We start from the raw sequence: 13,341 nt of genomic DNA, 5'->3' as shown, positions 1-13,341 counted from the left end.
ATAAAATAGAATGATATGCTAAACCATATACTGGTTTTAGCCGTTTCCGTGCCCACGTAAGTGATCGGCAATCTTAGCCTTTGACGGAGCCTACTGTCAGGCCTCTGATAAAGTATTTCTGGAAGAACGGGTAAGCAAATACGATAGGTCCAACACCTACAACCACCATCGCCATACGCACGGTTTCACTTGGGAAGTTGATCATTCCGCCAGCTCGGGTAATTTCAGCCATCGCGTTCGGGTTACTGGATAAGTACTGGATGTTGACCATCATCTTGTAAAGAAAGTACTGCACGGATATATTGTGGTTGTCTGTAATAAACATTAGGCTTAGGAACCAGTCGTTCCAGTATGTCAGTGTTTGGAACAGTGCAACGGTTGCCAGAACCGGCAGAGATAATGGCAATACAATTCGGATAAATATCCGTAGCTCCCCTGCCCCATCTATTTTTGCTGACTCCAGCACAGCTTCAGGTACGGTCTCCTTAAAGAAAGTGCGCATGATCAGTACCCAGAATGCGGACATGATCAGCGGCATGATCAGTGCCCAAAGTGTATCTTTTAATTCCAGCATCTGTACGTATACCAAGTACCAAGGGACTAAGCCGCCGGAAATCAGCATCGTTAGAAAAACAAAAAATGTAAAATACTTTGCCTGCGGAAAATTATTCCGTGAAATGGGGTACGCATACAGAGCTATTATGATGACACTTAGTATCGTACCTATCACCGTGACGGTTAGTGAGATTCCATAGGAATGAACGATTTGACTGATATCTTTCATTAGGAATCGATAGGCTGCCAGATTGAAATTTTCGGGCATAAATCGATATCCGTGTGTCATAACGGACTGCTCATCGGAGAACGATACCGAAAGAATCAGCAAAAGCGGTAGGATACAGAGCGCCGAATAGATGACAAAGAAGATGTTGATGAGGGTTGACGCCCATCCCGACAGCTGATTCTTTGGATTGGACCCAGATAAGGATTTACTCATTGTATTGGTCATAAGGGCTCCTCTCTTAGAACAGCGCGTTCTCGCGGTTAAAGCGGCGAACGACCCAATTAGATACAAAAACCAAGATGAAACCAACGACTGATTGGAACAGGCCTGCTGCTGAGGAAAGTCCGATATCCCCAACGGTCAAGAAGGTGCGGTAGACATAGGTATCGATAACGTTTGTCACAGGGAACAATGCCCCCGATTCACGTGGCACTTGGAAGAATAGACCAAAGTCGGCATTGAAGATCCGGCCAACCTGCAGCAAAGTCATAATCGTGAGGACAGGCATGATCAAGGGAATCGTGATTTTCTTGATCTGCTGCCACTTGTTTGCCCCATCAATTGTCGCGGCTTCGTAGTACTCCTCGTCGATACCAATGATTGCTGCCATGTACACAACCGTGTAGTACCCCATGTTTTTCCACGTGTTAATGATCGGCAAAACGATCGGCCACACTTCTTTCGTGAAGTACCAGCGTACGGAATCAAGACCAAGCGCCGGCAGCAACGTGCCGTTGAAGTATCCTCGCTCGTCGCTCATGAACCCATACACTAAGTACGAGATGACGATCATCGACAGGAAGTATGGCAGGAACATGATCGTTTGGTGTAGCTTCGAGAGGAAGCGGTTCTTCATCTCGTTAAGCATCAAGGCGAACCCTAGAGGAAGCGCCATGTTCAATACAATAAACAGCGAATTATAAAGCAATGTGTTGCGAATGATGATGTACGAATCCTTCGAGGCAAACAGATATTCGAAATTCTTCATCCCTGTCCATGGGCTTCCCAGGATTCCGTCCTGGTAATTGATTGTTTTAAAGGCAATAACGATCCCGAACAAAGGGATGTAGTTATTTATTACAAGCAGAACGATTCCCGGCAGCATCATTGCGTAGAACATCCAGTAAGTACGAAGATTCTTCACGATGGAAAAATTACGTACAGTACGTATTGGTTTCCTATTTGTAGGAAGCGGCATAGCTTTCAATAGAGTTGTTGCACTCCTTTCACTGTCTTACACACTCCCCACACCGTTGTTTAGGCGGTAATGGGGAGTTCAGGTTTTCACTATTGAGCCGTAACGTCAATTGTGACGTTACTTATTGAGGTTCTGTTCCCCACTGAAGAGCGCCTGCGATATAGCCAGTTGTATGGCTCCAATCGGTGTAAGTCGAATCGGTCGGATCGAAGGAGTAATCTCCCGTCTGCGTGTAGTTCGTCCAATCGGTCTTGTTCACGCGGATCTGAAGCTCAATGCTGGCTCCAGCTGCCAAACTTCCGGCTCCGCTCGTAAAGCCGATTTCCAGATAATGATCAGCTCCTGTCAAAGGAGCCGGCAACTTGACGAAGTCGCCAGTTACGTTGCTACTGCCGACAGTGGACCAATCGCACCAGAAATTCTGGTCCTTCTCCCCATCGATCGTGTAATAATAATGAAGCTTCACGTCGGACAGATTGATGGCAGTGGTACCGGTGTTCTTCAGCTTTATCCGAGGGCTCAACGAATTGCTCGTTGCCGTAACAGGAGAATTGTACTGCTGCACTTTGATAGAACCACTTTCGGCAGTGGGGGTATCGACCACGGAGACCTCAAGATTCGCACTTACTCCTGCGCTAAAGTTGAACGTCAGCGTCGTTGTTCCCACCGGTTGGGCAGCCAGATATGCCTTCTGAATCGTCACTGTCGTGCCTGATACGGTGTAGTCCGTACCAGCAACTAGGGCAGCCGTGCCATTATTAATGCCGATGAGTGTGTTATCGTTCAGCGTCAAGGTCACCGGAATGTCGGTCTGATTCGCGATTTGCTTGTCAAAGGCAGCGGTCGTCGGACTGATCGTTGAGTTAATAACCGACGAATCGTTCACAGCAACGGATAGCGTAGCAGATGAACCGGCGTTAAACAGGAAAGTGAGGTTCGCCTTGCCGATTGGCTGCCGCGCGAGATAGCTCTTGTGTAGAGTGACCGTGTTGCCCGAAACGGTATAGTCCGTGTCCACAACGAGAGATGTCGTACCGTTCTTAATGTCGGTGAGCGTGTTGCCGTTCAACGTTAGAGTCACCGGAATATCAGCTTGATTTGCTGTTTTTTTATCAAAGGCAGCAGTCGTTGGACTAATGGTCGAGTTGCTGCTATTTCCGGTTGCGAATGCGGCAATGAATACCAACCCTGAATTCCAATAAACGGTATGTTCATTTGTAGTCCATTCTTGGAAGTTATCGGTATAGTTTTTGGCTGCAAATCTTGATATCTGGTTTCCTACGGTTATGTCGTTGGAGTATTTATTCGGTCCTCCGACAAGATATCCCTTAGGTACACCAGGTAATCCATCTGTTCTATACATGATGCTGAACGGATATTTCACGCTGTTATCGCCGTAACCTGATACAAAAGATACGCCTACCGGGTTCTGGCCAAGAATCCAGTCTAACTGACTATTGTTAATCTCATTAATGATAGCGCGGTTGCTCTCAAAAGTTCCCAGTAACTTCGTACCGATGATCATTTCCATCGGTGTGTCCGCAACCTGCATGGTGATTCCCCAATAGTAGTTACCATCTTTTATGATGCTTTTCCAAGGGCTATCGTTATATCTGCTCACTTTGTCATTGAACCATTGCTGGAATTTATCCGAATACCAGCTTAAGACTCCGGAGTCCGGATTAGCGGCTTTCAGATAACTGAAGAAGCCTGTATTCCAGGTGTTTGCCCAACCACTGGCGAAATCAAGGGTATCCTCAAAAAATATTCCCATATCGGTGTAATTCGCCAGGAAATAATCATTGTATTCGGCATCGCCGGTCGATCGGTACAGGGAGCCTGCAGCCCACAGACGATTCGAAGCGTCATCCGTCACATCGTAAGGCCATCTGCCCGTGTTAGGCGTCCGAATATTTTCCGGATGTGCTTCCAGGTACCCCCATGCGTCTATTGCCGCATCCAAGCAACTTTGGGCAAAAGCCGGATCAATATTCTGATAAATTAAGTAGGCATGTGCCAATACACCGGCTGCGGTAGCTGTATCGGCGGTCGTTTTGATATCAGTCCGCGAGCTTACCGTATCCTTATCGATAATTTCTCTGTCTACCATATTGTCATCATCCTGAAAGGTCACTCGAGCATAGAAACCGCCAGTTGCAGCATCCTGCATTTTGAGCATCCATTCCAGTTCCCACCTTGCCTCATCCAGGATGTCGGGAATGCCGTTACCGCTCTCAGGAATATTAAATTGATTGTCTGTAAATTTCTCCGGCATCATTTCATAGGCCCAGAAGAGATCCGACAAGGCTTTGGCTCCTGCGTTAACGTACTTGCCTTTATCACCCGCATCGTACCATCCCTTGGAAACATCTTTTTTGATGGAAGGGTTAGACATTAAAGGCACTGCGGTGTCAGGGGTAAAATCTGTTCTTTGATAATTTTGAGTGTATGGGCTGGTAATATTAATCCCGGTTCTCTGGTAATAGAAGTATCTTGTTACGTCATTTAAAAAGGGTTCATAGATTTCGTTAGCTTCGCCGATCGTGAACTTGGGCGAATTCTGGAGACCCTGCACTGAAACATAATATTTTCCCGGAATCGTTAAATTTGTGAAATCGGCGGTAAAAATACGCTCCCCGCTATCGATAGCATCATAATTTTTGGTGAGTACAAGCGTTCCGGAGTAAGCTGTCGAATTATTTGTGGCGTTAATAATGTTAAACGGAGTACCTGCATCGACCGCGAGCACATCCTCAAAACCGGTTACAAGCGCTTGCTTTACTCCATCTACGGGATATCCTAATTGATTAACCTTGATGGGGGCGTACTCTTTCTCCTTATCGGGAGACGTAACCCTAATGTCATTAAGCCACACTTTTAAAGGTTGAAAACCATTATTCTTGATGGATAATGCATCTATGGAAGATACATCAATTCCTTGGGAGACCTGAATTAGATCCTTTAACGGGATCTTCACATGGGTCCAACTTGTAGAAATGTTGACGTAGTTGTTAATGTTTACAGTAGTGGTAATTTCATTGCCGGCAGCTCTTTCGAATACCCGGTCTTTGAAGCCCAGTAAAAAGGACTCTCCGCCCGCATTTCCTTTGATATTAAACTCAAGGAATCCATTTGGATGATAAGAGGTAAAGTCATATGCTTTCCAGCCGGCAACCGTAATTAAAGCGTTGTACCAGGAAGGACTGGTAGGCGTCTTCGCATTCAACAATAATGAAGGCAATCCATTGTACATTGCTGTAGAATCAATGGGAAGCTTGCTGTTCTCCGTCTCCAATCCAAACCCGCTATCTCCTGCCCAGCCGTCGGATATATTACTGAATATTTGGTAATCTAGTAAGTCTCTCCACCCTGCAGGCGCTTCTGGGGTTGCCGCATTAGTCTTGATCGGATTTGAAAAAAAGATAGTCACAAACATAGTTAATGCCAGAAACACGCTTACTTTTTTCCTCATTACCTCTCCTCCTAAAAAGTTTTGTGAGCATAAACTGCTTCGCTCCGCTTCATACAAAAATCAGTTCGAAAGTTTACACTTAGTTAGTGAGAGTTACTCTATGATTAACTTCGTATACCATCACCTCTTTTTTTGAAAACGCTTTCTAATAAAATCATTTTAATTCACGAAGTTAATCCTGTTATATAGAAGAAATAACGGAACATAGAAGAAAACAAGCCACAATATTATGGCTTGTTTTCCATGTACCAATTATTTACTTCTCTCGTGATTACGTCGCCGCCATTCTTGTAAAATTGGGCTACGAACTCATCAAAGTAGGAGATCGGCTTCTCGCCATAAATGATGCTCAGATAACTCTCCGTTGCGAGTTTCTGCAGGAACACTCCGTGTTTCTCCATCCCGTCCGTTAAAGGTCCGTGGTATCGGTTTGGGATTTCGAGTCCCTGCTCGGCAATCGCCACCCCAGCCGCCGTAAGTTGAGCCGAATTTAAACCTTTAATGGCTTGTTCGATCGGCGTCGTCACTATGGCTTCCGAATTTTCAGATAATTTTCTGATTGCATCCGCATTCATATAAGGCAAGGCTGGAGCGCCACCTGTCAGCGGATAGAGCATCCAGCGCATATCCATTGAAGACCCGTCCGCAAGCGGCCACTTATCATTTGGCACGCCTTCAGTCGCGAAATTGACAGTAATGACCTTGTCGTTCATGATCACATAATCGTAACCTTCGTGAAACCCTTGTGCGAATCGGGGATCGAAGTACGGGTCATCCGGGCCGAAATTTTTGGCAAGCAACTTGTTATAATAAGCGAACCAGGCTTCCATATTCGTGAAATCCTTGCTGAACACCGTGTAGATACCGTACAACGGCTTTTGTGCCTTGCCCTTTAACCCATCCGGTCCGGCAGGAAGGGAGTAAGCCTGCCAAGCCGCTTCGGGATCGACCTTCACTGTATCGCCGAGCGGCCAGGCTCCCATCCAAAACGGGCCGAACATGACACCGGCCATTCCGTTAACCGCCAGTTCGGACGCTTGGCTCGGGTCCTGCATGCCTGCATCCCTGTCCATATAGCCCTTCGCCATCCAGGACGCCATCGTTTCCAGGTATTTCTTAGCATCCGGGTGTACGGCGCCAAAGATCAAGCTGCCCTTCTCGTCTTCATTCCAGAACAGTTTGATGTCAGACGTGCTAATCATCTGCCTAGAAAAAGCTCCGGCAATCGCATCTGTCTGCCCCATCCAGCTCCAGGGACCTTCCTTCAGCGGAACCGCTAGACCAACTTCGTCATCTTCGCCATTCCCATTAGGATCTTGTTCAGAAAATGCCTTCAGCACGTTCTCCAACTCACTTATCGTCGTAGGCGGGTTCAGCGACAGTTTCTCAAGCCAATCCTTACGGATCCACATGACCGTTCCCTCATCTCCTGCACTAAAACGGGGAAGTCCATATATCTTGCCGTCTTTGGTCACTTCTGCCATGGTATAAGCGTACTTCTCCAGCGCCTCTTTAAGTTTGGGATGAGCATACTTCTCGATGGCATCATCCAGCGGAAGCAACTTGTCGGCTTTGAGCAGATACTTCAGGATGTCTCCTTCAGCGCTAAGGGTGTCCGGCAGCTTGCCATTCACAGCCAGCGCGAGCCGAATTTTGGTATCTGCATCTTCGAACTTGCTGACAATCCAATCAAACTTCGTGACGATTCCCAGATTATCTTCCATCCAGCGGGTATGCACGTTGTCAGTAAGGCTCTCATCTGGCTTGAATGCGTTAGGCCGATTCTCGTCTACGATTCCTGTTGTGATCGTTATAGGCGGATCGTATTTAAAGTCCCATACCGGAATCTTTTCCCCATTGGATGTACTGTTTTGTGCCGTTTTCCCTGTGCTACTTAAACAGCCGGAAACTAGCAGCACTCCGCTCAGAACTGCCCATAGAAAGATGGCCTTTCTTTTTTGTTTTTTCACCGGCCCAATCCCTCCATTCCCGATCGGTATCTATCCCTGAATTCCTGCGGCGTCACCTGATAATAGTCACGGAATTTCCGAATAAACCAGTTAGTATTGGGATAGCCAATGCTTTCACCAATATGGTAGATTTTATTATTTGTATGCTTGAGCATCTCGCAGGCTTTGAGCATACGCTGCTCGTAAATATATTGGGATACGGTAGTGCCTGTACACTGCTTAAAGATTTTTGACAGATGGTTAGGATGTACGAAGACGCGTTTGGCCAGCAAAGTAAGTGACAAGTCCTTGTCCAGCTCCTTCTGGATGTAGAGTTGCGTCTTCCGGACGATCACCTGGCTGTGGTCCTCGGTCTCCTCCCCTAGCTTATCGCGAAGTGTGCGTAGTAAGTCGAGCGCCCAGCTTTCCAGCTGCGACGCGTGCAGCATTGCTTTTCCTTTTACGAAAGCCGATTGCTCAGGAGTGAGCATTTGGGCCAGCGTCCTGCCACTGCGATTCGCGATATACTGGAAGGCATTGGAGAGAAAGAAAAAGACGTCGCGCATGAGGTAAGGTGAACCCGTATGCATAAGCGGTGACACGAACGCTCGGATCTTAGCTTCCGCCGCTTCCCATTGCTCCGTTTCCAAAAGATGTGTCAGCAGAGGCGTTTCATAGAGCTTGCGCATAAGACGCGCTTCCTCTTCATTCCGCTCTGGCACCTGCCCATCCGAAAAACTGTCACTATCCAATCGTGATTTAGCTGTCATATAACTAGCTTGCAGTTCTTCCGGGAATAGACAGTCGGTTTCTCCTACAGAAATTTCACCTTTAAGCAAACGCTGTACTTCTTTCTTTAATCGCTCTATCCGCTCAAGCACCCATTCCGGTTCGGGTGGTGCTCCTGATAGGTCGTATACCAGAGCGAGCAGGTTTCCTTCATCATCCGCAGCCGACCAGCAGTCATAGCGGTCCATCAGCAATTCTTCCAGCATGTTTGTTACCGCGAACCGGATCAGTGACTGCGAATAGAGATCTTGTCCGTCGAAAGGGGAACCCAACCGAACAAGGCACATCGAGACATGACCTGGTATTGGAAGAGGGAGGTCAAACAGCTTTAACTTCTCCGCAAGCGCCTTGCCATTCAGATTTCCGCTGAGCACTTTGAGCAACAACCCTGCTTTCAGTTCTGCACTATTGTCTCGGTAGATACGGAAGCCCTGTTCGATTGATCGCTCCTGCTCAAGCTGCTTAATGATCCGGCCCATTGCCGTAAGTAGCTGCTCGTCCTTCGCGGGCTTCATCAGGTAATCGAGCGCTTGCAGCTCAATCGCTTTTCGGGCGTAATCGAAGTCCGCATAACCTGTGAGCAGCAGGCACTTCAGCCCTGGAATACGAAGCCTGGCCTGTTCAATCAGTTCCAAGCCGTTCATGCGTGGCATACGGATATCCGTCATAAGGATGTCAATGGGGAAGGAGTCTATCAGAGCAAGTGCCTCGCTCGCGCTGTAAGCCTTCCAAACGCGGGAGATACCAAGTGTCTCCCATGGAATCGTATCTGCCAGACTGTCCGCATAATGTTTCTCGTCATCAACTACAAGCAGGCTATTCAATGCTCTTCCTCCTTCGTTTCTTCTTTCATCCCCTGTCTCCAATTCAGCCTCACGTTTAGACCACCCAGTCTGGACGGGCAAAACTCAATTTGAGCGTCTGAACCGAAGTTGCCTTGCAGTCTTTGATATACGTTCCAAAGACCGCAGCCTGCATATTCGCTGGCCGGAATATGAAGCTCCATTTGCAGTTGGTCCATCCGTTCTTTATTTAATCCTTTTCCGTTATCCTCCACTTCCAAGTGCAATTGGTCTTCATTGACGTAAACTCTAATTTCAACCCGGCCTGGATATTCGACGTTCTCAAGTCCATGCACGATCGCATTCTCCACGATTGGTTGAATAAGAAGCCGGGGAATTCGCAGCTCCGCCAACTCTTCAGGCAGTTCGATGCTGTAGGACAGTGTCTCATTGCGAAGCCGTAGAATCTCGAGGTGAATACGCACGAACGCCAGTTCTTCACCCAGGCTGACTCCTTGATTATCCATTCGCGTCGTATACCGGTAATAGTCGGCCAGATGATACGCCATGTCTATAACTGCCCGATTCTTTCCCATTTTGGTCATATTAATGATGAAACCCAAACAATTGTACAGAAAATGAGGATGGATCTGTGCTTGTAGCTGTTTTAGCGTGGCATCGCGCGCAAGGATACGCGATTGTAGGACATTCTCGATGAGATCTTGGATCTGCGTCGCCATCTCGTTAAAGTTCTGCATCAGGAACGTGAATTCATTGTTTGATTTCTTCGGTAGCCGGTACGCGTAATCGCCTTCCTTAATCCGCTGCACCGCACGCACAAGTTGGAAGATAGGTCGATGTACGTTCCAGTACAAAGCAGACGCGGCGGTAATACAGGATAGGAGCAAAATAATCGAAGAAGCTCCAAATAATAACCTCTGTTGCTTGATAGGTCCGATAATCTGGTTAAGTGGAACAGAATCGACGAGATGCCACTCAAGAATATTGGAATAATAATAGGTAATCAGATAAGGCCTGTCGTCGAAGGAATGAATTAAAAAACTTGAATCCCGGCTATTGATCCTGTCGCCTAATTCCGCGATAATTTGGTCCATCTTGGGCCCATCTGCGGATCGGCTGGCGATGATGGCATGTCCTTCTTTGTAAAAAAACGGGTTGTCAGAGTGACCAGATTTGTAGGTATCAAGCAAATTTTCAAAGCTCCACTTGTAGAGGTTAATGCGAACGGCAACATCCAGATCGTCCGGACGGGCTGGTTTGTAACCCGTAGTGACATAAGTTCGAGTAAAACCGGAGCCAATTTCCAAATCTTCGCTGTAGCTCCACCCTAGCGAAAATCGGCTATCAAACTCTTTAAGGTCATATTCATAGGAGGGGGAAGAAGAAATACTATCGTCTCGTTGCGGGAAATAGACGGTCACGTCATTGCGCCAGTTGCCCGATGCGCTGGCCAGCGACAACTTCTCTTGGATCAGCAGCCTTGTCTTCATTAGGGAATAATCGCTCATGTTGAGGTTGTAAAGGTATTCCAGCACGTTCGTGTCAACGAGCATAGGTGCGGAGACTAAGTCGAACTTCTCAATGCTGGCATCCAGTTGTGCCACGAAAAGCTCCATCCGGTTCAGGCTGGCTTTGATAAGCTCCTCCTGTATGACGTTGATGCTCTTAGAGGTAGAATAATAGTACAGCGCCACGACCGGAGTTAGCAGAATCAGCAACAACAATAACATTTTCTGAAAAATATTAAATTTGATCCGCATGGGATTTCCATCCTTGTTTTGTAATTACACCTCAACCTGTATTTTACAATGTATAGAAAGCGTTTTCTATACAAATTCTTTGCGTTTCAGCAAATTAAAATAACCTCATTCCCAATGAACTCTACTTAGGAATGAGGCTGCGTTAAAATTTGAAGGCATTATCAACCGTTATTTTAGGACTCCCCAAAAAGAATCTCCGCATTAAATATCTTGCGATCCTGCTATTTCCCATCAGTTTCATGCAGGCTAGCGAGAATTTTTTAACCCCTTTAGGGGATTTAACGGCCATGCTGATTATCAACTGTTGAGCAAAATGCACAAAACGAATTTCCCGATTACGAATGGGCTGCAAACGATCTAAACACTTGTGATTTAGCTCTAATTTTGATGCAACAATAAGTTCAGCAGCGACCAGCGCTGTTTCAAAAGCCAAGGACAATCCGATAGCTCCGAGTGGTGAGGAACAATGTGCAGAATCACCGATTAGAATACAACCCTTATTATGCCAATTGTCCACCATGAAAGTTTCTGATTGGATAGAAACAAACGATTTGAAATCAATGATCTTTTCAATGTCTTCTTTAAGCTCAGGAAAGGCCTTTATGAATTCAAGCTTTAATGGTTCGATGCCTTTGCTTTTTATGGAATTCCATTGGTCTTTCTTCATTGTAAAACCTATCTGCACACAATCAGAGGAATAAGGAAGCCCTATGAAGTTACTAAAATCAGACAATCTGAAAAGGAGTTTTTGATTTAGCTTGAACTCATTAGTCGATATTTTGCACCAGATTAAATCAAAATCTTCTTTTTTATACTTAAAAGAAAAATCGCTTGTCTTCCTAACCGTGGACATCCGTCCATCCGCTCCGACTACTAAAGAAGCATGGATCGCAGTCATTTGTCCATCTACTAAGGCGTTTACTCCGACTGTTCGATTTGCACTTTTAATAGTTGAAGTGACCTTTGCGTTAAAAATGAGCTCAAAATTACTATAATCCTTTGCCAGATCATAAAGAAAAGTTAACAGGACGGATTGTTTTATTTTAATTGCGTAAGGTCCCTCCGGCATTTCTTTTTCATAATCAATTTGAGTGATATATTTCTTATTATTCCATATTTCAGCATTAAATAATTTTATATGCTCATACTTTTCAAGACGCTGTTCCAGATTCAACTCTTTCATGAGCCTTACAAATCGAGGCTGAAGAACTTCTCCTCTGAACTTGCGATTAAAGCTTGTTTGACTTTCCAGTACGGTAACTCTAATTCCGTTTTTGGCTAACAGCAGCCCTAGAAAGAGACCAGAAGGTCCACCACCAACAATGCAAATCTCCGTTTCTTTATTCATTCCTATCACTCTGTGGGTAAAGTAGCAGCCCGTTCATTTTTCACTACTGGAACCCTAGCCGATAATCTAAGAAAAAGAGAGATTAAAAAACCTAATAAAAGAATAGAACCTAATATAGTAAAGGATAACGAATAATTTTCTGTTTTTAGTAATTTTAAAGCTAATATCGGGCCTGTGCTAGCGCCTAGGAATAGAATAAATGCATTGAATGAAATCGCAGACCCTCTTGCATTTCCCCCTAATTGACTGACGATTGAGATGATAACGGGAGTTACCAGCGCGATACCAGCCACAAATACAACGCTCATTAGGACAAGAAGTGGCAGGTTCGTACTAAAACCTAGAGCAAGCAACCCAATTGCAGCTAAAGCTAAGCCTCCCCTTAGAACAGCGGCCATTCCAAGTTTTTGAGCAATTCTTCCGGAAAAGGGTGATAAAAGCATCCCCGCGATTCCAAATGCACGAATATAAAGGATATCCTGTGAGGAAAGACCAAACTTAGCTGAGCTTAAATAACTTCCCAAAACGGTGTACATGCCAACTAAAGTTAATAGAAGCATAAAGGTTATCGCAAAAGCCAAAAGCAATTGTGATTGTTTTAGCAGAATTGTCATTTGTTTAAACTTCCGCAGAACATTTTCTTTCGGTCTTAGCATTTCATCTTTAGGAAGGAACCTCATTACTATCACTGAAGTAATACCATACACAATCCCCAAAATAAAGAAAATAGCACGCCAGCCAAGAGCTTCGTTAACAATCCCACTAAAAACCTGGCCTACTATACCTGCCATTAACAGTCCTGAGCTTATAAATCCGACGGCTGTTAGTCTTTTATGAGGCGGGAACATCTCCCCTGCATACACTAGCGCAATAGGTGCAAAAGCAGCAGCCACTAGGCCTTGCACTCCTCTGAGCATAATAAGCCCGTAAAAACTATCCACAAATCCTAATGCAAGCGTAACTACGGTTAACCCAATAATGCTGGCTACTAAAAATACTTTACGTCCATATCTGTCTGAAAAAGGTCCATACAAAAGACAGCCCAGAGCATAACAAAGAGAAAATGAACTCCCAATCCAAGCCGCCTCACTCGAGCTAATCTGAAAGGCATGTGAAAATACTTCGGATAATGGAATTGTAATATACATGCTAGTTAAAATAACTAATCCACACCAAAATAAAATAATCGTCATTAATGAATAGTTCTTATTGTAATTCTGAACGTCTATCGTCTGATT

8 protein-coding genes are annotated in these 13,341 nt (G+C 45.5%); all 8 read right to left on the bottom strand.

Features of this window, described 5'->3' with window-relative positions; all coding sequences use genetic code 11:
- Nucleotides 1-73: 73 nt before the first annotated feature.
- The 8 genes from MKY54_RS15900 to MKY54_RS15865 all read right to left on the bottom strand — a co-directional run bounded on the left by MKY54_RS15900 (nt 74) and on the right by MKY54_RS15865 (nt 13,296).
- Nucleotides 74-1,009 carry a carbohydrate ABC transporter permease gene (locus MKY54_RS15900; RefSeq protein WP_081383287.1) on the bottom strand — a complete coding sequence of 312 codons (936 nt, stop codon included), beginning with the start codon at nt 1,007-1,009 and terminating at the stop codon, nt 74-76.
- A 13-nt stretch (nt 1,010-1,022) separates the two neighbouring features.
- Entirely contained in the window at nt 1,023-1,928 is a 906-nt protein-coding gene (locus tag MKY54_RS15895) for an ABC transporter permease subunit (RefSeq protein ID WP_305953568.1), read from the bottom strand.
- A 175-nt stretch (nt 1,929-2,103) separates the two neighbouring features.
- The gene (locus MKY54_RS15890; protein ID WP_339187018.1) at nt 2,104-5,454 is read right to left on the bottom strand and encodes a glycoside hydrolase family 9 protein; all 3,351 of its coding nucleotides are present in this window, start codon (nt 5,452-5,454) and stop codon (nt 2,104-2,106) included.
- Between the two features lie 227 nt (nt 5,455-5,681).
- A complete protein-coding gene (locus tag MKY54_RS15885; protein WP_339187017.1) occupies nt 5,682-7,424 on the bottom strand; it encodes a hypothetical protein in 1,743 nt (580 codons plus the stop codon).
- Entirely contained in the window at nt 7,421-9,016 is a 1,596-nt protein-coding gene (locus tag MKY54_RS15880; RefSeq protein ID WP_076278506.1) for a response regulator, read from the bottom strand. Before MKY54_RS15880 ends, MKY54_RS15885 begins: the two co-directional genes overlap by 4 nt.
- On the bottom strand, nt 9,013-10,755 hold the full coding sequence (locus tag MKY54_RS15875) for a histidine kinase (protein WP_076278505.1): 1,743 nt from the start codon (nt 10,753-10,755) through the stop codon (nt 9,013-9,015). Before MKY54_RS15875 ends, MKY54_RS15880 begins: the two co-directional genes overlap by 4 nt.
- A gap of 142 nt (nt 10,756-10,897) precedes the next feature.
- Nucleotides 10,898-12,103 (bottom strand): FAD-dependent monooxygenase, encoded by a 1,206-nt coding sequence (locus MKY54_RS15870; RefSeq protein WP_076307833.1) that lies wholly within the window; start codon nt 12,101-12,103, stop codon nt 10,898-10,900.
- A gap of 5 nt (nt 12,104-12,108) precedes the next feature.
- Nucleotides 12,109-13,296 carry an MFS transporter gene (locus MKY54_RS15865; RefSeq protein ID WP_254848961.1) on the bottom strand — a complete coding sequence of 396 codons (1,188 nt, stop codon included), beginning with the start codon at nt 13,294-13,296 and terminating at the stop codon, nt 12,109-12,111.
- Nucleotides 13,297-13,341: the final 45 nt, after the last annotated feature.

It is taken from the genome of Paenibacillus sp. FSL P2-0121 (genome assembly GCF_037975345.1).
Classification (GTDB): domain Bacteria; phylum Bacillota; class Bacilli; order Paenibacillales; family Paenibacillaceae; genus Paenibacillus_AQ; species Paenibacillus_AQ odorifer.
Note: the sequence above shows the minus strand (reverse complement) of the source record. Positions and strands in the feature narration are given on the sequence as shown.

Coding starts and splice junctions, on each gene's coding strand:
- MKY54_RS15900 (WP_081383287.1), bottom strand. CDS start 1,009: ATGACCAATACAATGAGTAAATCCTTATCTGGGTCCAATCCAAAGAAT.
- MKY54_RS15890 (WP_339187018.1), bottom strand. CDS start 5,454: ATGAGGAAAAAAGTAAGCGTGTTTCTGGCATTAACTATGTTTGTGACT.
- MKY54_RS15875 (WP_076278505.1), bottom strand. CDS start 10,755: ATGCGGATCAAATTTAATATTTTTCAGAAAATGTTATTGTTGTTGCTG.
- MKY54_RS15870 (WP_076307833.1), bottom strand. CDS start 12,103: ATGAATAAAGAAACGGAGATTTGCATTGTTGGTGGTGGACCTTCTGGT.
- MKY54_RS15865 (WP_254848961.1), bottom strand. CDS start 13,296: ATGACGATTATTTTATTTTGGTGTGGATTAGTTATTTTAACTAGCATG.